The organism is Streptomyces sp. NBC_00457 (genome assembly GCF_036014015.1).
Taxonomy (GTDB): domain Bacteria; phylum Actinomycetota; class Actinomycetes; order Streptomycetales; family Streptomycetaceae; genus Streptomyces.
On record NZ_CP107905.1, the window covers coordinates 10,192,017 to 10,215,579 of the forward strand.

Annotated in this window: 25 protein-coding genes and 3 pseudogenes; 11 read left to right on the plus strand and 17 right to left on the minus strand. The window is 68.4% G+C overall.

Annotation, left to right across the window (positions count from 1 at the left end; all coding sequences use genetic code 11):
• Positions 1-67 precede the first annotated feature (67 nt).
• From OG828_RS46445 to cpt, 3 genes are all read left to right on the plus strand, one after another.
• On the plus strand, positions 68-901 hold the full coding sequence (locus OG828_RS46445; protein ID WP_328370996.1) for a PP2C family protein-serine/threonine phosphatase: 834 nt from the start codon (positions 68-70) through the stop codon (positions 899-901).
• Positions 902-953: 52 nt separating this feature from the next.
• Positions 954-1,949: an MASE1 domain-containing protein gene (locus tag OG828_RS46450; RefSeq protein WP_328442115.1), complete on the plus strand. Its 996-nt coding sequence runs from the start codon at positions 954-956 to the stop codon at positions 1,947-1,949.
• A 62-nt stretch (positions 1,950-2,011) separates the two neighbouring features.
• The gene (gene cpt / locus OG828_RS46455) at positions 2,012-2,545 is read left to right on the plus strand and encodes a chloramphenicol phosphotransferase CPT (RefSeq protein ID WP_328442116.1); all 534 of its coding nucleotides are present in this window, start codon (positions 2,012-2,014) and stop codon (positions 2,543-2,545) included.
• On the opposite strand, the gene OG828_RS46460 is transcribed toward cpt, so the two are convergent.
• Positions 2,546-3,022, minus strand: coding sequence for a (2Fe-2S)-binding protein (locus OG828_RS46460; protein WP_328442117.1), 477 nt, complete (start codon positions 3,020-3,022; stop codon positions 2,546-2,548).
• A gap of 44 nt (positions 3,023-3,066) precedes the next feature.
• Positions 3,067-5,313, minus strand: coding sequence for a xanthine dehydrogenase family protein molybdopterin-binding subunit (locus OG828_RS46465; protein WP_328442118.1), 2,247 nt, complete (start codon positions 5,311-5,313; stop codon positions 3,067-3,069).
• Between the two features lie 177 nt (positions 5,314-5,490).
• Between OG828_RS46465 and OG828_RS46470 the strand changes: the two genes are divergently transcribed.
• Complete coding sequence (locus OG828_RS46470) at positions 5,491-5,823, plus strand: ArsR/SmtB family transcription factor (protein ID WP_328371006.1); 333 nt, start codon at positions 5,491-5,493, stop codon at positions 5,821-5,823.
• Between the two features lie 34 nt (positions 5,824-5,857).
• Positions 5,858-6,538: an NAD(P)H-dependent oxidoreductase gene (locus OG828_RS46475; RefSeq protein ID WP_328371009.1), complete on the plus strand. Its 681-nt coding sequence runs from the start codon at positions 5,858-5,860 to the stop codon at positions 6,536-6,538.
• A gap of 214 nt (positions 6,539-6,752) precedes the next feature.
• Here the strand turns inward: OG828_RS46475 and OG828_RS46480 are convergent, their stop codons facing one another.
• Positions 6,753-7,112 carry a hypothetical protein gene (locus OG828_RS46480; protein ID WP_328442119.1) on the minus strand — a complete coding sequence of 120 codons (360 nt, stop codon included), beginning with the start codon at positions 7,110-7,112 and terminating at the stop codon, positions 6,753-6,755.
• Between the two features lie 685 nt (positions 7,113-7,797).
• Here OG828_RS46480 and OG828_RS46485 point away from each other — a divergent pair.
• The 3 genes from OG828_RS46485 (at position 7,798) to OG828_RS46495 (ending at position 10,528) form a co-directional block, all read left to right on the plus strand.
• Positions 7,798-8,265, plus strand: a complete 468-nt coding sequence (locus OG828_RS46485) for a hypothetical protein (RefSeq protein ID WP_328442120.1) — start codon at positions 7,798-7,800, stop codon at positions 8,263-8,265.
• A 131-nt stretch (positions 8,266-8,396) separates the two neighbouring features.
• Complete coding sequence (locus OG828_RS46490) at positions 8,397-9,080, plus strand: response regulator transcription factor (RefSeq protein WP_328371016.1); 684 nt, start codon at positions 8,397-8,399, stop codon at positions 9,078-9,080.
• Positions 9,077-10,528, plus strand: coding sequence for a HAMP domain-containing sensor histidine kinase (locus OG828_RS46495; RefSeq protein WP_328442121.1), 1,452 nt, complete (start codon positions 9,077-9,079; stop codon positions 10,526-10,528). Before OG828_RS46490 ends, OG828_RS46495 begins: the two co-directional genes overlap by 4 nt.
• Before the next feature lie 305 nt (positions 10,529-10,833).
• Here OG828_RS46495 and OG828_RS46500 read toward each other — a convergent pair whose 3' ends face one another.
• From OG828_RS46500 to OG828_RS46515, 4 genes and pseudogenes are all read right to left on the minus strand, one after another.
• Positions 10,834-12,984 carry an MMPL family transporter gene (locus tag OG828_RS46500; protein ID WP_328371021.1) on the minus strand — a complete coding sequence of 717 codons (2,151 nt, stop codon included), beginning with the start codon at positions 12,982-12,984 and terminating at the stop codon, positions 10,834-10,836.
• A gap of 85 nt (positions 12,985-13,069) precedes the next feature.
• Positions 13,070-13,606 carry an aromatic-ring hydroxylase C-terminal domain-containing protein gene (locus tag OG828_RS46505; protein ID WP_328504557.1) on the minus strand — a complete coding sequence of 179 codons (537 nt, stop codon included), beginning with the start codon at positions 13,604-13,606 and terminating at the stop codon, positions 13,070-13,072.
• Positions 13,607-13,959: 353 nt separating this feature from the next.
• Entirely contained in the window at positions 13,960-14,649 is a 690-nt protein-coding gene (locus tag OG828_RS46510; protein WP_328372745.1) for a group II intron maturase-specific domain-containing protein, read from the minus strand.
• Between the two features lie 18 nt (positions 14,650-14,667).
• Positions 14,668-15,034: pseudogene (locus OG828_RS46515) on the minus strand (transposase); the annotation flags it as partial.
• A 171-nt stretch (positions 15,035-15,205) separates the two neighbouring features.
• Here OG828_RS46515 and OG828_RS46520 point away from each other — a divergent pair.
• Positions 15,206-15,769 (plus strand): hypothetical protein, encoded by a 564-nt coding sequence (locus OG828_RS46520; protein WP_328442123.1) that lies wholly within the window; start codon positions 15,206-15,208, stop codon positions 15,767-15,769.
• Positions 15,770-16,015: 246 nt separating this feature from the next.
• On the opposite strand, the gene OG828_RS46525 is transcribed toward OG828_RS46520, so the two are convergent.
• From OG828_RS46525 to OG828_RS46535, 3 genes and pseudogenes are all read right to left on the minus strand, one after another.
• The gene (locus OG828_RS46525; RefSeq protein ID WP_328442124.1) at positions 16,016-17,152 is read right to left on the minus strand and encodes an amidohydrolase family protein; all 1,137 of its coding nucleotides are present in this window, start codon (positions 17,150-17,152) and stop codon (positions 16,016-16,018) included.
• A gap of 65 nt (positions 17,153-17,217) precedes the next feature.
• Positions 17,218-17,478, minus strand: coding sequence for a hypothetical protein (locus tag OG828_RS46530; protein ID WP_328442125.1), 261 nt, complete (start codon positions 17,476-17,478; stop codon positions 17,218-17,220).
• 112 nt (positions 17,479-17,590) lie between these two features.
• A pseudogene (locus OG828_RS46535) lies at positions 17,591-18,339 on the minus strand (transposase family protein).
• A 145-nt stretch (positions 18,340-18,484) separates the two neighbouring features.
• On the opposite strand from OG828_RS46535, the pseudogene OG828_RS46540 reads away from it, so the two are divergent.
• Positions 18,485-19,260: pseudogene (locus OG828_RS46540) on the plus strand (IS5 family transposase).
• A gap of 9 nt (positions 19,261-19,269) precedes the next feature.
• Here OG828_RS46540 and OG828_RS46545 read toward each other — a convergent pair.
• A complete protein-coding gene (locus tag OG828_RS46545) occupies positions 19,270-19,839 on the minus strand; it encodes a dienelactone hydrolase family protein (RefSeq protein ID WP_328442126.1) in 570 nt (189 codons plus the stop codon).
• Positions 19,840-19,897: 58 nt separating this feature from the next.
• Here OG828_RS46545 and OG828_RS46550 point away from each other — a divergent pair, with 58 nt between their 5' ends.
• Complete coding sequence (locus tag OG828_RS46550) at positions 19,898-20,491, plus strand: ArsR/SmtB family transcription factor (protein ID WP_328442127.1); 594 nt, start codon at positions 19,898-19,900, stop codon at positions 20,489-20,491.
• Positions 20,492-20,545: 54 nt separating this feature from the next.
• Here the strand turns inward: OG828_RS46550 and OG828_RS46555 are convergent, their stop codons facing one another.
• The 6 genes from OG828_RS46555 to OG828_RS46580 all read right to left on the minus strand — a co-directional run bounded on the left by OG828_RS46555 (position 20,546) and on the right by OG828_RS46580 (position 23,540).
• Positions 20,546-20,680, minus strand: a complete 135-nt coding sequence (locus OG828_RS46555) for a DUF1905 domain-containing protein (protein ID WP_328442128.1) — start codon at positions 20,678-20,680, stop codon at positions 20,546-20,548.
• 135 nt (positions 20,681-20,815) lie between these two features.
• A complete protein-coding gene (locus tag OG828_RS46560; RefSeq protein WP_328371048.1) occupies positions 20,816-20,947 on the minus strand; it encodes a hypothetical protein in 132 nt (43 codons plus the stop codon).
• 90 nt (positions 20,948-21,037) lie between these two features.
• Positions 21,038-21,469 carry a hypothetical protein gene (locus OG828_RS46565; protein ID WP_328442129.1) on the minus strand — a complete coding sequence of 144 codons (432 nt, stop codon included), beginning with the start codon at positions 21,467-21,469 and terminating at the stop codon, positions 21,038-21,040.
• A complete protein-coding gene (locus tag OG828_RS46570; RefSeq protein ID WP_328442130.1) occupies positions 21,454-21,864 on the minus strand; it encodes a DUF6069 family protein in 411 nt (136 codons plus the stop codon). The genes OG828_RS46565 and OG828_RS46570 overlap by 16 nt, the downstream gene beginning before the upstream one ends.
• Complete coding sequence (locus OG828_RS46575; RefSeq protein WP_328371057.1) at positions 21,861-22,472, minus strand: TetR/AcrR family transcriptional regulator; 612 nt, start codon at positions 22,470-22,472, stop codon at positions 21,861-21,863. Before OG828_RS46575 ends, OG828_RS46570 begins: the two co-directional genes overlap by 4 nt.
• A 72-nt stretch (positions 22,473-22,544) precedes the next feature.
• Positions 22,545-23,540 carry a hypothetical protein gene (locus OG828_RS46580; RefSeq protein ID WP_328442131.1) on the minus strand — a complete coding sequence of 332 codons (996 nt, stop codon included), beginning with the start codon at positions 23,538-23,540 and terminating at the stop codon, positions 22,545-22,547.
• Between the last annotated feature and the right edge of the window lie 23 nt (positions 23,541-23,563).

Here is a 23,563-nt window from a genome sequence, read left to right on the forward strand (position 1 = left end):
TGACATCACACAAATGGGGCACATAGGTTTTAATGCCCGAAGGGACGCCAAATTTCCGGAGCGGTCGATGTCCCGCAATCACTCAACCGACGACGCCGACGAACTGCTGGCCAGGCTCAGGACGCTGACCGCTCAGGCACGGGAGCGAGCCGAGCTCCAGCGTTCCCTGGTGGAGCTGGCCGTCGCCCTGCAGCGCGGGATGCTTCCCGGAGACATGCCGGTCGCGCCCGGGTTCGACCTGGCCGTCCAGTACTCGCCCGCCTTTCACGGCCTGAACGTGGGAGGCGACTGGTACGACGCCTTCCGGATGCCCGATGGACGGATCGGCCTGTCCATCGGCGACGTACAGGGCCACAACATCGAGGCCGCCGCCTTCATGGGGCAGGTCCGGGTGGGGCTGCGCGCGCTCGCCTCGGTCACGAGCGAGCCGGGGGAGCTTCTCTGCAGGACGAACGACCTGCTCCTGTCGCTCGGCGCCGACCTCTTCGCGACCTGTACCTTCATGCGGCTCGACCCGTCCACCGGAGTGCTGGAGAGCGCCAGGGCCGGGCACATCCCGTGCGTGTGGGCCACCGCGGACGGGAAGTCCGGCATCGCCGAGGACGAAGGGGGACCACCTCTGGGCATCGAAGCGGGGCAGGACTACCCGGTGACCCGGTACCGGCTCAGCACGGGAGGAGTGTTCGTCCTGATGACGGACGGCGTGGTGGAGGGACCCTCACTGAGCCTCGACGACGGACTCGACCAGGTGGTGAGGCTCGCGGGAGTCGCCGCCGTCGCGGGCATGGACGCCGGCTCGCTCGCCGCCGCCGTGATCAAGGGGGCCGAGCGGGTCGGACACGAGGACGACGCGGCCGTACTGGTCGTAGGCCACGACGCGGCAGACGTACGCCGCCAGTAGGGGAGAGCACCGCTTCCTCCTCGGCTCGCCGAGAGAGCGGCCTCGTTGTCTGATGGCTGCTGTGGTGGCTATCCATGATCTACGGCGACCAGCCCTCTACGCCCTCGAGACGCTGGCAGTCACCGCCTGCTACTTCGCCGCGGGGCGGCTGGGCCTCATGCGGCAGCTCGTCGTCCAGGGCGCCGTGGTGACACCCATTTGGCCGCCCACGGGTGTCGCGCTGGCCTGCCTGCTGATCTTCGGGATCCGTGCCCTGCCGGGCATCACCCTGGGGGTCCTCTTCGTGGTCCTGTCGATCACCTCGCTGCAGCCCGCGGTGATCGGGACACTGGCCGGCAACACCGCGGCCCCGCTCTGCGCGTACTTCCTGCTGCGCAGGGTGGGGTTCCGGACGGACCTCAGCCGCTTGCGGGACGGCGTCGCGCTGGTGTTCCTCGGGGCCCTGGCCAGCATGCTGATCAGCGCGAGTGTCGGCGTCGGTCTGCTCGTTCTCACGGACAAACTCGATGCGCCCGGTTTCTGGCCGGTGTGGCTCGCATGGTGGGTGGGCGACGCGATGGGAGTCCTGCTCGTCACCCCCGTTCTGCTGCTGCTCCACACGGTGCGCCGGCCGCCGAGCCCCGCCCGCTGGAAGGAGGCGACCGGGCTGGCCCTCATCGCCTGCGGTCTCGTCCCCCTGGCCGCCTACAGCACCATCAGCATGCTCTTCCTCGTCTACCCACTCCTGATCTGGGGCGCCCTGCGCTTCCAGTTGGCGGGCAGCATGCTGTGCGCCCTCCTCGCCTCCACCACGACCACCATCGCGGCGACGGACCAGACCGGCCCCTTCACACACCTCACCCATGTCGAGGTGATGATCAAACTCCAGGCCTTCAACGGCTCGATGGCCCTCACGGCTCTGCTTCTCTCCGCCGTCATCACCGAGCAGCACCACACCAGACGCTCGGTGGAGCGGGCCTGCCAGGACCTCGTCGAGGTACTGGAACACCTCACGGCCGGCGACACTCCCCGCACCCGGCCACCGCCGGACCAGCAGCGAGACCGGTGATCCCCGCCGAGCAACGCCAAAATCCGTTTCATGCCGATCGGGGAGCGCCCTACCGTGGCGTGGTGGCGACTCAGATGATCATTCTCAACGGCGGTTCGAGCTCGGGAAAGTCCGGGATCGTACGGTGCCTCCAGGCCGAACTGTCCGATCCGTGGCTGGCGTTCGGGTGCGACTCCTTCGTCGACGCGCTGCCCGCGAGGATGCGGGCGTCGGACGACGGCATCGTGTTCGCCGCGGACGGCGGGGTGAGCGTCGGGGCGGAGTTCATGGCGCTGCAGACGGCGTGGATGGAGGGCGTCGCGGCGATGGCCCGTGCGGGCGCCAGGGTCATCATCGATGACGTGTTCCTCGGCGGGGCGGGGTCCCAGGAGCGGTGGCAGAAGACCGTGGACGGACTGGCCGTGCTGTGGGTCGGCGTCAGGTGCGAGAGCGCGGTCGCCGCAGGCCGGGAGGTCGCACGCGGAGATCGCATCCAGGGGATGGCCGCGTCGCAGGCGGATGTGGTTCACGAGGGTGTGGTCTACGACCTGGAGGTGGACACGACGCATTCCGAGTCCCTGGTGTGCGCGCGAACCATCGCCGCCCACATCAGCTGATCACCGGCCCGTCTCGGCCGCCGCCATCTTCGCCGCCGCCAGCTTGATGGCCTCACGGACGCGGAAGTACGTCCCGCAGCGGCAGACGTTGTCGATCGCGTCGATATCGGCGTCGGTGGGGGTGCTGGTCCTCTTCAGCAGGGCGACGGCGGCCATGATCTGGCCGGGCTGGCAGTAACCGCACTGGGGGACGTCCTGCTCCAGCCAGGCCTCCTGCACAGGATGGAGACGCTCTCCGTCGGCGAGGCCCTCGATGGTCGTGACCTGGCGTCCGGCGGCCTCGGAGACAGGGACCACGCACGGGTTGACGGCTTCGCCGTCCAGATGGCTGGTGCAGGCCTTGCAGACGTCGATGCCGCAGCCGTACTTGGGCCCGCGGATGCCGAGCAGATCGCGCAGGACCCACAGCAGAGGCAGGTCGGCGGGGGCGTCGACGGTCACGGAGGTGCCGTTCACGGTGAAGGTGTGCTGGGGCATGCGGGCGCTCCTGCGCGGTGTGGGCCGGGCCTGTGGTGGGGGCCTCAGCGCGGGAAGGGTTCGAAGTCGACGGGGAAGTGGACGGGGAAACTGCGCGGCCATGTGCCGGTGGCCCGGGCGTACGCGTTCGCGATGGCGCCGACCGCGGCCGGGACGCCCAGCTCACCCGCCCCGCCCGGTTCGCCGTGCGCGGGCATGACGATGACCTGCACGTCGGTCGGCGAATTCCGCTGCCGCGCATAGTGGAACTGCGAGTAACTGCCCTCCAGGGGCAGCCCGTTGTCGATGTGCAGTCCGGCGGTCAGCGTCGTGGAGATCGCGTCCGTCAGCCCGCCGAGCATCTGCGCCTCGAGGCCGCGCGGGTTGATCGGCCGCCCGACGTCCACGGCGATCACCGCTCTCGTCACGCGCGGGGCCTTCGGGTCCCGGGCGTCGATCTCGACCAGACAGGCCGTGCGCGACTTGTACTCGGCGTGGAAGCCGATGCCCTGGGCGAACCCGTCCGCCATCGCACGCCCCCACTCCCCGGCCGAGGCGGCCCGGTCCAGCACCGCCCGGTCTTCGTCGGTCTTGAGGAACCTGCGCCTGAAAGCCACCGGGTCCTGCCCCAGTTCCGCCGCCAGCTCGTCGACGACGACCTCCTCCGCGCCGCGGGTGTTCGCCGAGTACACCGAGCGCCAGGACGCGGTCGGCATCCGCAGCGGGACCTCGGCGAGGGTCTGGCTCGTGAGCCCGAAGTCGTACGGCGAGTGGACCGTGGTGGAGAACAGCGTCTGGGCGAAGGTTTCGTTGCCGCCCGGCAGTTGCGCCCCCGACGCGGTGAGGATCTCCCCGAGCCCGTGCCGGAAGTCCGTCTCCACGGCCGCGACCCGGTGCCGGAAGCTGAGCACCTGGCCCGTGGAGCCCGTTGTGTAGGTGGCCCGGATCCGGTGGTGGCTGGCCGGGCGCATACGGCCGTGGCGCATGTCGTCGATGCGGGTCCACATCAATCTGACGGGCCGGCCACTCGCCTTGGACACCAGCGCCGCCTCCAGCGCCGCGTCGAAGAACAGCCGACGGCCGAACGACCCACCGCCCTGCACCACATGCACCGTGACCTTGTCCTGCGGCAGACCGACGGCGGCGGCGATGGTCTGCTGGGCGACGACGGGCGACTTCAGCCCGGCCCAGACGGTCGCCCGGTCGGACCGTACGTCGGCGACGGCGGAGTTCGTCTCCATCGGTGCGTGACTGACGAACGCGAAGTCGAACTCGGCGTCCAGCCGCTTGGTGAGCAGCGGCGGCAGGACGAACGGCGGTGCGGCGGCCCGTAGTTCGGCGCGGATGTCGGTGTCGGAAAGGCCGTCGACCGTCCCGCCGTGCCAGGTGACATCGAGCGCGTCCTTCCCGTCGAGTGCCTGGCCGAAGGTCTCGGCGACAACGGCGACACCCGTGGGGACGACGACCACATCGACGACGCCCGGCATCGCCCGTACGACGGCCTCGTTCCTGACCGCATCCACCGTTCCGCCCAGAGTGGGCGGCCGTCGCACCATCGCCGGGAGCGCGCCCGGGACATCCAGGTCGAGCGTGTACCGCATCCGGCCGGTGACCATCGCGCGGCTGTCGATCCGCGAGGTCGGCGTCCCGACGAGCGCGTGCTCGGACGCGGGCTTGGGGGAGAGGCCGGGGGCGGCGCCGCTCTCACTCGCCGCCGCGGCCACGGAGAGCGAGGCGTACGAGGCCGTACGTCCGCCCGGCCCATGGACGACGCCGTCACGCGTGACGAGCCCGTCCACCGGCACCTCCCACCGTCGCGCCGCCGCCTCGACCATGCGGGCCCGGGCCGCGGCGGCTGTCCGGCGGACCGGGTCGTAGAGCGACCTGATCGAGTTCGAGCTGCCGGTGAGCTGGTTGAACAGCAACTCGGGCCGCGCGTCGTCGAGATGAACCGAGACGGCGGCAAGGGGCACGTCCATCTCCTCGGCCACCAGCATCGCGACAACGGTCGTGAGGCCCTGCCCGACCTCCGCCCGCGGCAGCCGGAAGTGGACCGCGCCCTCCTCGTCCACGGTCAGCACCAGCAGATGAGCCGTGGGCAGACCGGCAAGGATCAACACATCCCCGAGGTCGACCGCTTCGGCGAGCGAAGGAGGCGTCGGCGCGGTGGGAGCGGCAGCAGCGGCTGTCGCGGGGGAGAGGCCGGTGGCCACGGTCAGAGTGGGGGCGGAGACCAGGTAAGTGAGGAGCGTACGTCGGCCCAGAGCGGCCTTCGGGGTCGGCTTGTCGGCACCGCCCGTGGTCTCCGCCATCGCGTGATCTCCCTTGTCCGCGCGTGGCAGCCAGTTTGTTGCGAGCACGCTGACACGGGCAACGCGGGAACCGTGAAGGGTTGGTCGCGGTCGTGCGACCGGACACAGTGTTCCGGGCCACGATGAGACATCGAGATATCGTGGTGTGTCGGAGTATTCCGGCGAGAGAGGTGACGCATGGCCGCGGCGGTGGCATCGGGGTCAAGTGATCTGATCGAGGTGTTCAAGGCCCTGGGCAATCCGGCCCGTTTGCAGATCATGCAGTGGCTGAAGGACCCCGACCAGCACTTCAGCGAGTACGAGCCGATCGCTGACCGCCGGTCGGTGGGTGTGTGCGTCACGCACATCCAGGCGAAGGCGGGACTCGCGCAGTCGACCGTCTCCAGCTACATGAGCACGCTCGAACGGGCGGGGCTCGTGCACTCCACCCGGGTGGGCAAGTGGACCCACTACCGGCGCGATGAAGAGCGGCTTGCGCAGGTCGCGCGAGCGATCGGCACCACCCTCTGATTGACACATCGCAATACGTCGATATGATCTCGTCATGTCGACTTTCGATGCTGCTCCCACAGCCCTGATCGTTCACGCCCACCCCGAGCCCCACTCGTTCAGCACCGCCCAGATGGCGACCACCGCCCAGGCTCTGCGCGATACCGGGTACCGAGTCGACATCCTCGATCTCTATGCCGACGCATGGGCCCCGGCCCTCGCGCGCGAGGAGTTCGGGCCGGTGGAGGGCCTCTTCAAGCCACAGGCCGAGCAGCAGCGCGCGGTCAGGGAGGGGACGCTCGACGCGGCCGTAAAGGCCCATCTCGATCGGTTGCTCGCCGCAGATCTGCTCGTGCTGTCGTTCCCGCTGTGGTGGTTCTCGCTGCCGGCCATCCTCAAGGGATGGGTGGACCGGGTCTTCGTGATGGGCGCGGTCTTCGGTGGCGACCACGGGCTCTTCGGTGACGCGGCACTCGCCGGGAAACGAGCGATGCTGCTGTTCACGACGGGCGGTTCGAGCGAGTCGTTCCGCCCCGGTGGCGCCTTCGGCGCGATGGACGACTTCCTGTTCCATATCCACCGCGGCATGCTGGAGTTCGTCGGTTACGAGGTCCTCGCCCCCGTGATCACCTACGGACCGGCCCGCATGTCTGACCAGGAGAGGTCGGTGGCGCTGGAGCGCGTCAGGAAAACTGTCGCGCTGATGGCGGCGGATTCGGAGCTGACCGTTCGTTGACCGTTGCGAAGCGGAACGCGAGCCAAGGAATGCGGGACGGGGCGGTCATGAACGCGACCGGTTGGGCGTCTCGTCGGACATCACGCCCGTACAGCCGTTGGCGTCCACCAACTCGGGCTCCGCTTCGCGCCACAACCGCAGGTAGGTATGAACCGCGCGTTCGCGGGCGGAGTGGGGATCTTCCGCTTGGCTCGCTTGGTCTGGCCGCTGCCGATCAGGTGCGTGTTGTCGATCTTGGCGGCGCAGTCGTCGCCCCCTCGTCGTAGGGGCGGCGGCAGCCCTTGCGACAGACCTCGAGTGCGTCCACGCGCTGGCCCTCGGCGGCCTTGAAGCTGCCTCGGTAGTCGGCAACGCTCGCGATCTTCTGGGTGACCTCGATCTCGGCCGCCACGACCCAGACATGCGAGAGGTCCGGAGCTTCCTCCTCGACGGCCGGCGGCTCCGGCGGGGGAGCGGTCTTCTGCTCAGGTTCGGGCGTCTGGGGTGCCGTCTCGGGCTCGAGCCAAGAGAACAGGCTCTCCTGCAGTTGAGAGCGGCTGGTCTCGGGCGGAAGGGGAGCTATCGCGGTCGTCACCGTTCCTCCGGATCACTGCGGGGTTGACGTGAAACGCAACCCCCTTCACTCCCGGAACGTCAACGACCGCGTTCTGTTACACCTGGGACAGCCGTTGGAACGGGAACGTGTTTGCCGGGGCGCGACGTTCGCGCGAGGCCGTCACGGATCAGCGCAAGCGTGTAGCGCTCGAGCGGCATGTTCGCGGCCGCGGCACTCGCCGCGAGGGCCCGACGCTCATCCGGATCCAAGGGGACGAGCAGGTTGCGGCCAGGGCCGATACCAACACTGTGCGGGCTCAATGGCGTCTTCAGGTGCTCTGCCAGTAAGTCGGCAAGAAGTTGAGGCACGGGCGCCCGAGGCTTCTCACCGTGCCGTATCCATCGACTGACGCGGGAGCGGTCAACGGCAACACTGCGATGTCCTCGTTCCCGGGCTCGGGCGTTGATGCGACGGGCCGTCTCGCTGTTGTTCCATCCAGCCTCGGAGAGAGCCAGGGCGAGCGCGTAGTTCGGTGCCCTCACGGCGTGCTGCCCAGGCGGATGTGACAAGGGTGAGGCGTGTGATCGTGTTGCGAATGTGTTCGCAACACGGCAGGTCGTAGACGGTTTGCAGGGCTGAGCGCGACGGTTTCCGTGCGCCTTCCAGTGCGTAGGCGCTCAACGCCAGTTGAGGCGGCTGGGGCCGCCTTGGAGGAGGTTGTTTCATGACAGAAACCGCAGTCCCCAGGATCAAGCCTGACGTGTCGACCGCTGGGTCGGTCGACCTGAGCCGTATGCACTTCGTCGGCATCGGCGGCGCGGGCATGCCTTCACGCCGGCCCGCATGGAACAGAACCCGTCGTTCGTGGTCGGCGCCGACCTTGACGTACCGGGCAGCGGCGGACGCTCCGGGAAGCGCGGATTCTTCGTCGCTGAGGTTGCGCTACCGAGGCGTGCTCGCCTATTTCGACGGGCACCTCAGCGACGGGACGATCCTGCCGCCATACCGGCTGCGATACAACGGCTCGGCGAGCATCTGGAGCTTCGCGATCTACCTGGCCGGCCGCGACGGATACGAAGACGACATCCTGCCCAGCGGCCTACCCGCCGGCAGCCCCGAAGAAGCCCTCGACTGCGTCTGCGGCCTCTACCTCAACGACCCCACCGGCTGGCCCCTACCCCCGACGAATTAACGGCGCGGACCACTCAGGCATCCGTAAGAGCACGGCCCGCGGGCACCACAGCGGCGACGCTCTAATCCTGGCCTCAGGTTGATCGGGGACAATGAGCGGCAAAAACATCGACCGGAAGGGGGCGGGCCGGCGTGCGGATCATGATCGCGGATGACGAGGCGGCCATCCGTGAGTCGCTGGAGCGGGTGCTCCAGGTCGAGGGTTACGACACCAGCACCGTCGCCAACGGTCTCGCCGTGCTCGACGGAGTCGGTGGCGACGCGCCGGATCTGCTGATCCTCGACGTGATGATGCCCCGCCTCGGCGGGTTGGAGACTTGCCGGCGGTTGCGGGCGGCGGGTCGGGATCTGCCGGTGCTGATGCTGACCGCCCGGGATCAGGTCTTCGACCGGGTCGCGGGGCTGGACGCGGGCGCCGACGACTATCTGCCCAAGCCGTTCGCCACCGAGGAGTTGCTGGCCCGGGTCCGGGCCCTGCTGCGCCGCCGCGCGCCGGGCGACGAGGAGTCGCAGATCCTGTCGTTCGCCGACGTCCGGGTCGATCCCGACAGGTTCGAGGCGTGGCGGGGCGGGCGGCCGCTGCGCCTGACCCGGACCGAGTTCTCCCTCCTGCAGGTGCTCGTGAGCAACGCGACCCGGGTCCTGACCCGCGACGCGCTGTTCGAGGCGATCTGGGGCTTCGACATGAGCGCCACCGCCAACAACCTCCAGGTGTACGTGAGCTACCTGCGCCGCAAGATGGAGGCCGAGGGTGAGCCGCGATTGATCTACACGCTGCGCGGCCTGGGTTACGTGCTGCGGGAGACTCCTCCGTGAGCAGGCCCGCCGGCCGGGAACCGCGCCGGCTGACCCGATGGTGGCGCCGGCGGTCCCTGCGGGCCAGGCTGACGGTGATCGCGGCGACGGCCATCGCGGTCAGCGTGTTCGTGGCCTTCCAGGTGGCCAGCGAGCTACTGGGCTGGGAGCTGCGGGACACCGCCGAGAATCAGCTGCGCGCCGACTCCCGCGTCCTGGCGACGAACGCGGAGCGCGCCGGTCTGGCGCAGGTCCAGCTACCGCCGTATCCCGGATCCGGTCGGCTGGTGCGGGTCATCCTGCCCGACGGCTCGACCCGGACGCCGGCCGGCCAACCGGCGCTGCCCCCGGTCAGCGAGCACGCCGGGCGCGTGGCGCAGGGCGGGTCGGCCGACCTGATGGAGTCGAACGACAGCGACGAGGACGGCTACCTCATCTACACGCTGCGGGCGGGCGACGGCGCGGTCCAGGTGGCCCAGGTCGCCGACGACAGCCCGATCAACCAGTTCGGGTTCGGCATGCTGCTGATCGGGCTGCTCTGCGTGGTCGGCGGCGCCGTTGTCGGGCGGACCGTGGCACGGACCGGGCTGGCACCGATCGACCGGCTGACCGCCGCCGCGGTACGTGTCGCGCACACCCGGGATCTCGACGCCGACATCCCGGATGAGGGCGGTGGGGAGATCCGGCGGCTGATCCAGTCGATCAACGACATGCTCGCCGCGCTCCGGGACTCCCGGCAGGCCCAGCGGCTGCTCGCCGAGGACGCCGCCCACGAGCTCAAGACCCCGCTCACCAGCCTGCGCCTCAACGCCGAGCTGCTGATCCGGCTCGATCAGCGCGGCACCCTGGACAGCGCACTGCCGGCGGAGAGCCGGACCCGGCTGCTCAACGATCTCGGCGCCCAGGTGGCCGAGTTGAGCACCCTTGTCGCCGAGCTGACCGACCTGGCGCGCGGTGACGTCAGCGACGAGAACACCGAGGTGCTCGACCTCGCCGACGTGGTGGTGGCCGCCGCGACCCGGGCACGTTCCCGCATGCCCGACATCGAGGTCGCGCTCGACGTGACCTCCGTGTGGGTGAGCGGGCGTCCCGCTGCGCTCCAGCGGGCGGTGCTCAACCTCATCGACAACGCCGGCAAGTGGTCCCCCGCGGACCAGCCGGTCCAGGTCCGGCTCCGTGCCGAGAGCGCGTGGGCGGTGCTCGAGGTCGACGACGCAGGGCCGGGCATCGACGCCGCCGACGTACCGCGGGTGTTCGACCGGTTCTACCGTGCCGACAGCGCCCGGGCGTTGCCGGGATCCGGTCTGGGGCTGTCGATCGTGCAGCGGGTCGTCGACGCCCACGGCGGCCGGGTCACCGTCGCCCGGTCCGCACGCGGTGGCGCGCTGCTTCGAGTCGACCTTCCGGACGCGGCCCCGCCCGCCCCGAGCGCGCGGCTCACCACCGGGGAGGACACCGCGGCGCGCTGACCCGCCCCGGCGGCGCGGCGCAGGACAAGGGACGGCGGCCCTCGGGCATGGCCCCGCGCGGCTCACCGTCGGGGCAGGACACCGCGGTGCGCGGACCCCAGCCCCGGCGGCGCGGCGCAGGACAAGGGATGGCGGCCCTCGGGCAAGGCCCCGCGCGGCTCACCGTCGGGGCAGGACACCGCGCGGTGCGCCGACCCCAGCCCCGGCCGCACGGCGCAGGACCAAAGGGCGGCGATCGTCGGGTCCATGAAAAAATCCGGGACGGGCCTGGGGGCCCGTCCCGGATCTCGTCCGTGCCGCCGCGCTCACCGTTGCAGCGCGGGCTCCGCGTCGTTGGCGAGCGAGTGTTGACCGTCCGGCAGCTCCGCCGCTGGACGGGACAGTCGGCTCGGCCACCAGATCCGCCGGCCGATCAGCAGGGTGAGGGCGGGCACCAGGACCGACCGCACCAGCAGGGCGTCGAGCAGCACGCCGAAGGCGACCAGGAATCCGACCTCGACCAGCATCACCAGCGGAAGTGTGGCGAGGACTCCGAACGTGGCCGCCAGGACCAGGCCTGCCGAGGTGATGACGCCACCGGTGGCCGAGAGGGCTTTGAGCATGCCCTCTCTGGTGCCGAGACGCAGGGTCTCCTCCCGGGCCCGGCTGGCCAGGAAGATGTTGTAGTCGACGCCGAGCGCCACCAGGAACAGGAATGCCAGCAGCGGCACCGAAGAGTCGATGCCCTTGAACCCGAGAATCGTGTCGAAGAAGAACACGCTGCCGCCGAAGGCCGCGGCGAATGAGATGACCACGGTGGTCATCAGGACCAGCGGGGCCAGGATCGCACGCAGCAGCAGCCCGAGGATGATCAGGACGACGATGAGCACCAGCGGGATCACCAGCTTCTCGTCGCGCACGGTGGTCACCTCGGTGTCGAGGTTCTCCGCACTCGGCCCGCCGACGATCGCCTCAGCCCCGCTCACCGCGTGCACGGCGGTGCGTACCCGCTTGATCGTCTCGTACTCCGCGGTGGTGTCCGGCGCGTCCTTCGGGGTCACGGAGATGTTGGCCCAGCCACCGATGGTCTGCTCCGGGACGGCCCCGGCCACACCGCGAGTGTCCTTGACGACGTCGAGCACCCGCTCCTGGTGCGCCGGCCGCGTGAAGATCGTCATCGGCTGGCCGCCGAGCTCCGGGAAGTGCTCGCGGAGAACGGTGAAGCCGTTGACCGACTCCGGCGTGTTCAGGAACTGGTCCTGCTCCCGCAGGGCGCCGGTGTTGCCCGCCAGCCCGAGGGCGAGCACGCCGAGGACTCCGAGCGAGCCGAGCGTCGCCACCCACCGGCGGCGGTTGATGGCGGTGCCGAGCCGTCCCCACAGCCCCGGCTTCTCCTCCACGGCCGTGCTGAACCGCGGGATGGCCGGCCAGAAGACCCGCCTGCCGAGCACCACGAGCACCGCCGGGAACAGCGTCAGCATGGCCACCAGCGCGCACAGGATGCCGGCCGCACCGATCGGGCCCAGCCCGCTGGTGCTGTTCAGGTCCGCGACGAGCAGGCAGAGCAGGCCGGCGACCACGGTGGCCGCGGACGCGATGATGGCCGGCGCCGCGCCGCGTAGCGCGTGGACCATCGCGACCCGGACGTTCTCATGGTGGTGCAGTGCCTCCCGGTATCGAGCGATGAGCAACAGCGCGTAGTCCGTGCCGACGCCGAACACCAGGATCGTCAGCAGCGCCGAGTTCTGGTCGTTGACCACGATGTTGAAGCCCTTGACGAGCAGGTAGACGGTGCCCATCGAGGTCAGTGCGGCCGCGCCGACAGCCAGCAAGGGGATGATCCACAACACCGGGCTGCGGTAGGTGATGATGAGCAGGAGCGTGACGACGATCATGGTGGTGAGGAGGACCTGCGTGTCGATGCCGTCGAAGACGGCATCCATGTCGCCGTCGATCGCGCCCGGGCCGGTCACGTCGAGTTCCAGGCCGGAGGGGCGGTCCTTCGCGGCGTCACGTACCGGGCCGACGAGGTCCTCCGGTGGGCCGTAGGACATGTTCACGTCAAGGGTGAACACCATCGCCTCGCGGTCGGCGGAGCGGCTCATCGGTGAGCCCTCGTCGTCCTCGCCGGCCTCCGCTGTCCCCTTCGGCGGGTACTTCTTGGTAAGGGTGTCGTAGTGGCGCTCGACCGTTGCGCGGTCGGCGTCGGTCATGCCGCCGGAGCGGTGGTACACGAAGACGAAAGTGTTGTCCTCACCACCGGGGAGCTTGTCGTCCAGCGCCGCCACCTTGGTGGACTCGGCACTGGCCGGCAGGGTGTCCACGGCGCTGTCGGTGGTGACCGAGCTCAACTTTCCGCTCAGCGGCACCATGCCCACCGCCAGCACCAGCCACAAGCCAATCACCAACCATGGCACCCACCGGCCTGCCAACCGACCGGCCGGCGCTTCCCCGGACGGCGCTGCGTTGACTGCCATCACTAGCCTCCTACATACGGGTTGCATCGCTTATCTGACGCCGACTTCCTACTGAGCGAACCTGAGACGACTGTTAATACGGTGCTCAGGCCGGTTGGCCGAACCATGTGCCCAGCGCACGCACCAGCGTGGTGGCGTCGAGGTCCTGCCCGGTAGGCAAGGCCCAGGGGACACAGCCGTCGGGCCGGATGAGCAACGCGTCGACGTCCACCCGGTCCGTGCGGGCGGTGACGGTGTTGACCCGTCCGGTCCACGCGGCCGCGGCGTCGCGGACCTCCGCGCGGTCGACGAGGTCGAGCAGGAGCCCACGACCCTCACGCAGCAGGTCCGCCGACCGGGTTGCCGCAGTGACGACGTCCAGGTCGGGCCGTTCCAGCGTCAACTTCATGTGCGGGCACAGGGTGCCGACGAACCGGTGGTCGTCGCCCAGGTCGTACCGGACGTCCATGCCGGCGAGCATGGCGGCGACGTACCGGTGGTGGTCGTCGAGGTCCATCAGGTCGGAGAACATCTCCCACAGCGCCCTGGTCTGCGGGTCGGGTCGCATCAGGGCCCGCGGCGGCAGGTCACTTGAGCAGGCTCGTTGCCTGCCGCCCACCGACCGGAAGGGTTGAGACGACAACACCGCATCGTCCGATGCCGGTGGCTGCGACTTCAGGCGTCGTGTCGCAGGGTGTGCGGTTGCACCGCTGGGAACTTGGCTTCAAGCAGTATGGCCTTCGCCCTGTCACGCGGGCCTTGCACGGCCACGCCTTCGACGCCTTCACTGCGTTCCGTGCTTTCCCGCCATGCTGGTGTTCCATCGCGGTTTCCCGTTCAGGTAAGGCGGGTGGCCCCGAGGTCACCTCCTTCCGAATCTCGGCCCCCTTGGGGGGCGATCCGGCGCCGAGTCAGACGGCGCACAGTTCTCCCGCACACGGCTTTCCGACATCGTTCACCGACTGGCATGCACCGTCGCCCTGCGCACGGTCCCGGTCAAGCGATAGACCCAAGCCGGGTGATCCACCCATAGGTGAATCGGGTGGTCCAGTTCCGAGCCCTGAGGCCATGTTTGCGGCTGGCGAGGATCGCCAGCTGCTCGTGGACGTAGCTACCGACGGCGTTGAACTTCCGTCCGGAGTTCCCGTTGTGGAAGTACGCGCCCCAGCCCCGCAGCACGGGGTTGAGGTCGGCGACCACAGCGGACACCGGCCGCGTCGCCTTCGAACACGCGGTCGCCGCGCGGACTTTGTCCCGCAGTACACGCATCGCTCGTGCCGAGGGCCAGCGTTGCAGGTAGTACCTGCCCCGACATCTCCACGATTCCACTTTCCGGTGGTGGAAGCCGAGAAACTCGAAGCCCTGTCCGCCCTTGGTAAGGCAGACGATGCCGGATTTCTCGGGATGCAGTCGCATCCCCAGGCATTCCGGCACCTTCGCCGCCAGTTCACGCCCCTGCTCGGCGCGTTGCCTGGTCGGCGACAGGACCACGAAGTCATCGCAGTAGCGCACCAACGTCCCCAACCGGCGGCCTTCGTGCTGCCATGCCTCATCCAGCACGTGCAGCGCGATGTTGGCCAGCAACGGGAACTCGGTGAGCCCTGCGGGGTTCCCCGCGCCGGTCGGGGACGTCACCCCGCCCTCCAGGATTCCCATCCGCAGCCAAACTCGGATCAGCTTCAGCATCGACCGGTCCGATACGCGCATCAGCTGGGCCTGGTTCTTGCCGCGGCCGTAGACGTGACAGAAACCTGTCGGGGCTGATGGCGGCGTCCGGGCACAGCCGGGCGCTGACGTCCACGGCCAGGACCAGCCGCCAGCCCGCGCACCGCGGTAGCGGCAGCCCTGTGAGGACGCCACGGAGCCGTTCGACCTCGATCCAGCCCTTGTTCGGCGCGTCGTACGACGCGCCGTGCCCGCGCCGGTGCTCGGGCGGCAACGACAACCCGACCAGGGTTCGTACCGGCCCATCAGTACAGAGCACCGCGTCGGTGAGCTCGAACAGCGCGTCGACCCGCGGGGTCAGGCAGGCGTAGAAGTCGGTTCTGAGCTGAGTTTGGCTCCCGTCCATCGCCGACGGACTTTCGTGGGCGTGACTTCGGGACCAGTTGCGACGGGCCTTGATTCTCGTGCGGGTGTCGAACGGCGCTCCGGAGAGAAGTACCGTGGTACCACCTCCCTCCCGAAGATGACGACCGCAGTACGACGAAAACAGGACGGAATCGGGCCTAGCGTTCAGGCTATGACGAGACCTGGAAGTCCACTGCGGAGGTTCGGGGCGGCCACCATGGCGCTGGCGACGGCGTTCGCTGTCGCCGCCTGCGGGTCGGACGCCGACAACAGTGCGGCGCCCGCCGCGCCCAGCTCGCACAGCGCGCACGCGGGCGGGTCATCGGCTCCACCGCAGCCGCTGCGCGCCGGCGAGCGGTTCGTCGACCGGAAGATGGCCGAGGCCTACACGCCCGCGCCGCCGGAGGGCGGCACGGACGAGTACCGGTGCCAGATGATCGATCCGGGCCTGACCAAGGCGGCGTTCCTGACCGGGACCCAGTTCACGCCGGAGAACGTCGCCATCGCACACCACGCCATCGTGTACGCGGTGCCGCCGGGCGGCGCTGCCGCGGTGCGCGAGCAGGACGCGAAGACCCCCGGCCTCGGCTGGCAGTGTTTCGGCGGGACCGGCGTGGACGGCGCCGAAGTAGAAGAGGGGGACGCGGGAGCCCGGCGCCCACCCGACGCGGCAACCGGGCCACCACCCTGCCCGCAATCAACCCAACAAACCGAAACTGCTCACCAGTTGAACTGATGGGCTGTCACGAAAGATCGAGGTTAATCACAAGGCGGGTCAGCGCGCTGAGGATCTCAAGAGAGTCGCTACTACGCTCGTCTTGCTTGCCTACAGCGAACTAGCGCGACACTTCGATCTCTCTAGAAGAGCATGCGATCCGCCGTTGTATGAAGACCGCGTGATGCGGCAGCCGCGCATCGCATGCTTTGGCTGTACTCTCGCCTTATAGCCAAAGCATTCTCCACTTCTGCCGACGCTGGCGCGTCACTTCACGGGCACTTTCATTCCGAACAGTTTTTCCGCATTTCGGAACGCAATCTTTTCCTTGTCTTCGCGTGGCAAATCGACTCCGCGGAACCAGTCGGTCTGCTCCTTTATGTCCGCGAACGGGTAGTCGGTTGCGAACATCACTCGATCCACGCTTATGTACTTCAGCAGGAGATCGAGCAGTTCGGTCTGGGGGAATGCGCTGGTTGTGACCCAGAAGTTGTCCTGGAAGTATTGCCCGATGGGCTTCTCGAGCGAGTCTTTGGTCGGCTCGCCCATGTCATTGACGATCCGCTCGTAGTAGAAGGGAAGACCTTCGCCCATGTGGCCGATGATGATTTTCAGTTTGGGGAATCTGTCGAAAACCCCGTACGTGATCATCCGAATGCATTGGGTCAGCACCTCCTGGTGCCAGCCATATCCAGACCCACTGAAAATGTAGTCTTGGTACTCTTCCGTGTATTTAGACCGTGTGGTGCTGTAGTAGATCTTGAAGACCTCGTCAGCTGGATAGCCGGGATGCAGGTAGATCGGCACATCGAGAGCAACGGCACGTGCCAGCACAGGCTCGAAATCGGGATGATCGAGATACTTCTTCGCGATGTGTCCGTTGGTCAGTGCGCCCAAGAAGCCATCTTCCCGAACCGAGCGTTCCAGTTCGTCCGCCGCCGCCTCCGGGCTCTGCAAGGGCAAGGTGGCGAAAGCCTTGAAGCGGCCCGGATATTTGGCGATTGGCCCGTCTACAAGTTGCCGGTTAAGACGATGGGCAAGGTCGATGCCCCTTTGCCCAGGGACATTTTGTACGGAGGGTGTATGAGCAGAGAGGATTTGAACGTTGAGTCCCCCCGCATCCATATCGCCGATGCGGCGTTGGCCTAGATCCGAAAGACCAATTTCCTCAAGGAACGCTATGTGATCCTGATTGATGGAGTTCAGCTTCAACAACGTGGGAGTCGAAAAGGTCTCCTCCGTGCCGATGAAGGGCAGGTCCTGGTCCCGCCGTGAAATGTCCGAAGTCTTGTCCGAAGTCTCGTTCTCGCTCGCTTCCGAGACAATGGCGTGCGTGGACAAGCCGGCACCAATGCCAAGTGCCGTGCTGGCGGTGAGAAAGCCGCGGCGTCCCATGGGCTTCATGTCAGTCCCTCTCTTCAGGCGTTTGTGTGGTGAGGTATCCGTACGGCATCCGTCTGCGAGATGCTTCAGGGGGTCTTCGCGTCCTGCTCGCGCACCGCGGCAGCGCTCAGGTCGAGGAACCGCTCGCCGGTGCGGAGCGGCTGTGGTGGAGCTGACGACCGCCCGCGTGCGCGCTGTGCGGGCCGGCCGCGGCGGGCCCCGCACTCTTGTCGGCGTGTGACCTCGCATGCGGCGACAGGGAACGCCGTCGCCAGCGCCCTGATGGCCGCCTCGAACCGCAACCGGCCGGGCTGCGCTTTCCCCGATGGTGCTGCGTCGACTGCCATCACTAGCCTCCTGCATACGGATTGCATCGCTTATCCGCATGCCTACTTCCTACCGAGCGAACCTGAGACGAACGTTAAAGAGCTGCTCACGCGCTCTGCTAAATGAGCTTCTTCAGCGTTGCCGCTCCAGGGTGAGGATGGCCTTTGGCGATTGACGTCATGCGGTTGGGACTGCATCGGGATCTGCGGAAGATACGCCAGGACTTCAGGTGTGCGACGCCTCGTTCGACCGGTGCCCGTGCCGCGGATAGCGCGCGGTTGAGTGGCGTCTTGGTGAGGGTGAGTTCCTGCGGGGGCCTGCGTTTGATGCCCGTGGTTACCCACGGGCCGCCGCCCTGGTAGGCGAGGTCGGCCAGGATGGGGACGCCCTGGCGTTCGCAGATGCGGATGATCCGGTGGGTGCGGGCGGCGGTCAGGTCGTGAGTCCGGCCGGGCAGTGCGGGTGAGAGCCACAGCAGTCGGCCGCCCGGATCGGTGACCACCTGCACGTTCACCCCGTGCCGGCGGTGCTTGTGGGAGTAGTCGGCCCGTCCGTCGCCGACCCGGTCGCACGGCGAGCGTGCCGTCCAGCAGGACGAAGTCGGGGTCGGTCTCGCGCAGGACCTTCAGCAGACCCGGCGCGCGTTCGGCGAGGAGGTGGATGACCGCACTGGTGTAGGCATGGGCGGTGGACTCGCTGATCCCGAACCCAGTAGCGATCTTCGCCAGAGTGGTGTGTTCGCGCAGGTACACCAGTGCCACCGTCGCGCGCTGGGACGGGCGGAGCTTGCAGCGCCGGTCACCCTCGCGGGTGACGATGAGCATCGTGACCCACTCCACGAGGGCATGGGGCAGGTCGAGTGCGGCAGGATAGATGACCAACGAGGCCCCCGAGCAGCGTGGTTGAGACGTCAGACATCTCGATCAACAGCCCGGGAGCCTCGCTCGTTGCGCTTCGAGGACCCTCACCTGCTCGGTGGCCAACTCGAGGAAGCTCAATGATCAGTTGTGGGAGCTTCTCGAGCCGATGCTTCCGCCGTGGCCCGATGAAGGCGCCCGGTCCGCGGCCGGTGCCGGATCGGCAGTGCCTGCAGGGCATCTTGTACGTGCTGCATACCGGGATCGGCTGGGAAGACCTTCCGCAGTAACTCGGCTTCAGGTCAGGCATGACGTGCTGGCGGCGGATCAAGCGGTGGATCAACGCCGGGGTGTTCGACGATCTGCATCGGATCCTGCTTGCCCAGCGGCCGCCGGCGCACGCAAGCAGGCGCCGCGGAACCCGGCAAGCGCACCCGGCCTGCTCAGCACTGTCCCGATGAGGCGCTGGGCCGCTCGCGCGGCGGCCTGACAACGAAGATTCACTTGGCAGGTGAGGGCGGTCTGCGGCCTCTGGCCATGCTGGTAACCCCCGGTCAGTGGGGCGATGCCCCACAGATGATCCCGGTTCTCGAGCGCATTCGTGCGCCCCGGCCGGACGGCGGCCGTCCACGCACCCGGCCCGACCACCTCAGCGGCGACAAAGCGTACTCATCACGCCGCAACCGCCGTTGCCTGCGGCGTCGGCAAATCAAGCACACCATCCCCGAACGCCGAGATCAGCAGGCCCACCGCCTACGCCGTGGGAGTAACGGCGGCAGGCCCACCGGCTTCGATGCGGCACGCTATGTCCGCAGGAACGAAATCGAGCGGCTGATCAACCGATTGAAGGCCAACCGGGCAGTGGCCATGCGTTTCGACAAGAGGGCGTACGTCTTTCACGGCACCGTGACCGTCGCAGCCCTTCGCCTCTGGCTTTGCGCATGACCCGCCAACCTAGCGCGAGCCGAGGAACTCGATCGCCCGCTGGGTCAGGAGCTTGGCAGCGTCCGGGTCGTAGGACGGCAGCGAACTGTCCGCGAACAGGTGCTGGTCTCCGGGATACAGGAATATCTCCGCGTCAGCGCAGTCGGAGACGAGCGCGCGAGCAGCGTCGATGTCCTCGGCGAACAACGGATCGGATTCCTTCGCATGCACCTGCACCGGCACATCATCAGGCCATGCCGCACCAAACTCCGACAGGGGGATGCAAGCGTGGAACAGGAGCGCGCCCCGCGCGCCCGCCCGCGTCTGCGCCAGCTTCTGTGCGGGCAGCACACCGAGCGAGAAGCCGACGTAAACGGTGTCCCGCGGCAGCAGTTCGGCCGCGCGGACACCGCGCTCGGTGATCTCGCCGAACCCGACCTGCTCCACGTAGCCCATGCCCTCCTCGAGGGAACCGAACGTTCGCCCGTCGAAGAGATCGGGCGTGTGGACGGTGTGCCCGGCCGCGCGGAGTTCGTCGGCGAAAGCGACGACTCCGACAGTCAGCCCCTGCGAGTGATGGAACAGTACGACCTCTGTCATGCCTGAACCCCTTGCCTTGCGGGTAGCGAATGATCCGGAACTTTAGAATAATCGAGAGGTGTCGAACAATACCCGCCTCCCCGACTACGACCTTGCCGACGTCACAGATGTGACAGCCCCGGCCCAGCTCCGCGCGCTGGCCAACCCACTGCGCAACGCCATCCTCGAGCTGCTCCTCGAACGCGCCGCGACCGTGAGCGAACTGGCCTCCGCACTCGGCCGCCCCAAGAGCACGGTCGCGCACCACGTGAGCGCCCTGGCGGAAGCCCAGCTGCTGAAGGTCGTGCGGACCCGCCGGGTGCGAGCCATCGACGAGCGCTACTACGGCCGCACCGCGCGCATCTTCCGCGTCGGCACGATCAACAGTCCGACCGACGGGGACACCACGCCGTACTGCAACAACGATCTCGCCACGGCCGCGACCGAGTCGGCTCCCGCACACCAGGCAGATCAACTCTCCTCGATCGTGCGACACGTACGGATTCCCCGGGAGCAGGCCCGCGAGTTCTGGACGCGGGTCCTGGAACTCGCCAACGACTACACGCAACTGCCGCGCGGAGGCGATGTGGTGTACGGCTTCGCGGCCGGGCTCTACCCGACAGACCATCCGGCGCTGCCAGAGGCTGAGCCTGCGGTGAAGGACCCGGACTGACCTGTGCAACACAGGTCATGGTGTCCGCAGCCGCGACCTACAGCACCCGAATCTTCACGCCCCTGGCCCATTGATAAGGATTCTTGAGATTCGCACTGCGTCGTTAAGCGGAAGCAGGTAGCAGCCGTCCCTGCAGAAGAGTGACGTCTCGAAGGCGACGCCACCGAGTCGGACCTGGACCGGGATCAAGTCCCAGCCCGTACGTGGCCATCGCGGCCACCTCGCGGACGTCGGTCAGACTCCTCGTCCCGCACCGGAGACAAGCCGCACGGCCACGGCCCGCGCCATTCGATCACCCGGCTGGGAAAGAGGAGCTCCGCGAGGTCAGTCCCGTTCCTCAAGGACCGCCAGGTCCCGCTCGGCGTACATGCGGTGCCACCACTCCTCGTTGAGGACGATCAGCAGGCACTCGCGGACGGGGAAAGTCTCGCCCTCGTCCGGCCAACCGGGACCCACGAGCGGCTCTGTTCGGCTGTCGAGCTGCTCACAGGCGGTGCTAGCCGACGCCGGTCGGATCGTCGCTCTGCTGCGCTGATTCGACCCAGGTCACGGGGATGGTGAGGCCTCCACCGCCCTTCGGAACTTGGCGTGCACCTTGGCGATGACGTACGGGTGATCGGGTCCGTACTCGCGGACGGTTCGGTCCACCCAGTCCTGGTCCGGCAGGTGGATCGCGCGGGAGTGTTGCGGTACGCCGTCGGGGCAGTCGTTGCAGTACGGGACGCGTTCACCGGTGATCGCTGTGGCGCTCGCGGGCGTGTTCTGGGCTTCGGTCACCTGGGCGGCCTGGCGGCGGACGACCTCGGCGCGCATGGCGTCGACCCGGTCCTGCCACGCGTGGGCGGCGTCCTCGGCGGTGTCCCCTTCGGAGACGTCCCACAGAGTGGAGCTGCCGCGCAGGTCGGCCAGGTCGACAGCTGGGCCACACGTGCGCGGCCCCGCAGAGTACTTGGTGCCGGCGGTCAGCCCTGATGGCACCCACTCCCGCCCCGGGGGGACCTGCCGCCCTGCCCCGGGATCAGCACCGCCGCCACCGCCAGGTGCATCAGGGCGAGGGAGAACCGGGTGCCGCCGTCCATGCCGTCGCCGGTGAACGGCAGGAAGGACACGGCGAGTACGGCGCCGGCCACCCCGGTCCAGATGGCGCGGGCGCGCCGCGCCCCGAACCGCTCCAGAGCGGCCAGCAGGCCCCAGCCGGCAAGCGACGCGAGCAGTGCGACGACCGCCACGGGCACGGCGCCGATGTCGAGCGTCTGCTCGCCGTCGGCGATCCGCAGCCGGTGCCCCAGCAGCGGGTCCGCGACCAGCCACACCAAAACGGGAGCCAGGACGGCCAGGGCCGTAACCCCCAGGCGCCTTCTCCGCGCGCTCACTTGGCGCCCCCCGAGAGCGCCCCGTGCAGGAAGACCTCCACCAGCTCCTGCGGGGTCAGATCGGGCTCGTCATCCGTGCGCGGCTGGGTGAAGAGCAGCCCGAAGAAGAGGGCGGCGATCTGCTCCGGCGGCCGGCGCAGGGCGGCCTTGTCGGGTTCCAGCAGCTCCGTGAGGGCCGCACGGGTACGGGTCATCGACTCGTCGCGGCCCGCGCCACGCACCGTGCCGGGATGCTTTCCGCCGCGGTGCCCCAGCGAGCCGAGAATCGCGCCGATCCGGTCCATGTGCGCCTGCAGCGCCTCGGCCGCCTCCGCGAGCCGGTCGGGCAGCGGTTGGGATACGTCGATCGCGCCGAGCTCGCGGACCGCGTGCTCGGGGGAGAGGGCCTCGGCCACGCAGGCCTGCAGCAGCTCCTCCTTGTCGGCGAAGACCCGGAAGATCGTGCCCTCGCCGATGCCCGCGGCGCGGGCGATCTTCGCGGTCGTCACCGCGGCGCCGTACTCGGCGATCAGCGGGATAGCGGTCTGGATGATCATCGCGCGGCGCTGCTCCGGCAGCATGCCGGGGGCGCGGCGGCGGGTGGACTGTTTCTCCTTGGGTGCCGTCATGACCACGAGAGTACGGAGTGAGGACTCACTCCGTCAATGAGTGAGTCCTCACTCCGCCCACGCGTGCCCGCGTCAGGCGCGGGCCATCGCGATGGAACCGGCCAGGCGCTCCCCCGCCTCGTAGATCATGTACGCCACGCCGCCGTCGGTGCCGAACGTCGGGGAGGCTGATCGGCCGTTGTCGGGGGCCGCGTTGCGGGAGTTGTAGAAGACGCCGAGGTGGGCGCGCTTGCTGAAGTCGTTGCCGACCTCGGTGATCATGATGTCGCCGCCGCTCGCCTTGTCCTTGTTGTAGACGACGTACGTGCTGTTGTTGCGGTGGAGCAGGTGGGGCCCGCCGATGTTGACGGCGCCGACGTCGGAGTGACGGACCAGCGGGCGCTGGTCGTAGCTCCAGGTGCGCCCGTCGGCCGACCAACCCCAGTGGATGTCACGGTGGTTGGTGGTGTTGTTCAGCATGAACACCATGACGTAGTGGGCGCCGCGGGACGGCAGCTCGTGCGGGAAGACACGGGCGTACGACGTCTCGGTCGTGCCGCTCGGCAGCATCGACGTGGACAGGACGACCTTGTCGTAGGTGAAGTTGACGCCGTCCTTGGACCGGGCCAGTCGCGTCGTCGTGTTCTCTCCGTGGAAGTAGAGCCACATCTCCCTGGCACTCTCGTTCCACATCACGTGGGCGGACGCCACATGGCTGACGGAGTAGTGGGGCTGCCAGTTGTTCGAGACGATCGGGTTGTCCGGATACTCCGTGAAGGGGCCCTCCAGGGAGTCCCCGTAGGCCAGGCAGATGCCACCGGGCGCGTCGTGCGGCCCGTAGTACAGGTAGTACTTCGCAAGGGGACTGGCCAGACGTCCGGCCGTTCCGCGGATGCACGGGAAGATGATCTCGCCCGTCGGGTTGTACTTCAGCTGGGACGGCTTGAGCAGCGTGCGGACGTACGTGTAGTCGGGGAATCCGCCGGGGGCGGCGGACGCGGCCGGGGCGGAGAGTCCGCCGAGGGTGAGGGCGGCGCCGGTGGCCGCGGTGGTGCGCAGGAACAGACGACGGTCGAACCGCTCATGCATGGTCGGCTCCAAGGGGAGAGGGA

Bases quoted from the DNA above. Each gene is read 5' to 3' on its own strand.
- OG828_RS46445 (WP_328370996.1), top strand. From the start codon at position 68: ATGTCCCGCAATCACTCAACCGACGACGCCGACGAACTGCTGGCCAGG.
- OG828_RS46450 (WP_328442115.1), top strand. From the start codon at position 954: ATGGCTGCTGTGGTGGCTATCCATGATCTACGGCGACCAGCCCTCTAC.
- OG828_RS46460 (WP_328442117.1), bottom strand. From the start codon at position 3,022: ATGCCCCAGCACACCTTCACCGTGAACGGCACCTCCGTGACCGTCGAC.
- OG828_RS46465 (WP_328442118.1), bottom strand. From the start codon at position 5,313: ATGGCGGAGACCACGGGCGGTGCCGACAAGCCGACCCCGAAGGCCGCT.
- OG828_RS46470 (WP_328371006.1), top strand. From the start codon at position 5,491: ATGGCCGCGGCGGTGGCATCGGGGTCAAGTGATCTGATCGAGGTGTTC.
- OG828_RS46475 (WP_328371009.1), top strand. From the start codon at position 5,858: ATGTCGACTTTCGATGCTGCTCCCACAGCCCTGATCGTTCACGCCCAC.
- OG828_RS46485 (WP_328442120.1), top strand. From the start codon at position 7,798: ATGACAGAAACCGCAGTCCCCAGGATCAAGCCTGACGTGTCGACCGCT.
- OG828_RS46500 (WP_328371021.1), bottom strand. From the start codon at position 12,984: ATGGCAGTCAACGCAGCGCCGTCCGGGGAAGCGCCGGCCGGTCGGTTG.
- OG828_RS46510 (WP_328372745.1), bottom strand. From the start codon at position 14,649: ATGCTGAAGCTGATCCGAGTTTGGCTGCGGATGGGAATCCTGGAGGGC.
- OG828_RS46520 (WP_328442123.1), top strand. From the start codon at position 15,206: ATGACGAGACCTGGAAGTCCACTGCGGAGGTTCGGGGCGGCCACCATG.
- OG828_RS46525 (WP_328442124.1), bottom strand. From the start codon at position 17,152: ATGAAGCCCATGGGACGCCGCGGCTTTCTCACCGCCAGCACGGCACTT.
- OG828_RS46530 (WP_328442125.1), bottom strand. From the start codon at position 17,478: ATGGCAGTCGACGCAGCACCATCGGGGAAAGCGCAGCCCGGCCGGTTG.
- OG828_RS46545 (WP_328442126.1), bottom strand. From the start codon at position 19,839: ATGACAGAGGTCGTACTGTTCCATCACTCGCAGGGGCTGACTGTCGGA.
- OG828_RS46575 (WP_328371057.1), bottom strand. From the start codon at position 22,472: ATGACGGCACCCAAGGAGAAACAGTCCACCCGCCGCCGCGCCCCCGGC.
- OG828_RS46580 (WP_328442131.1), bottom strand. From the start codon at position 23,540: ATGCATGAGCGGTTCGACCGTCGTCTGTTCCTGCGCACCACCGCGGCC.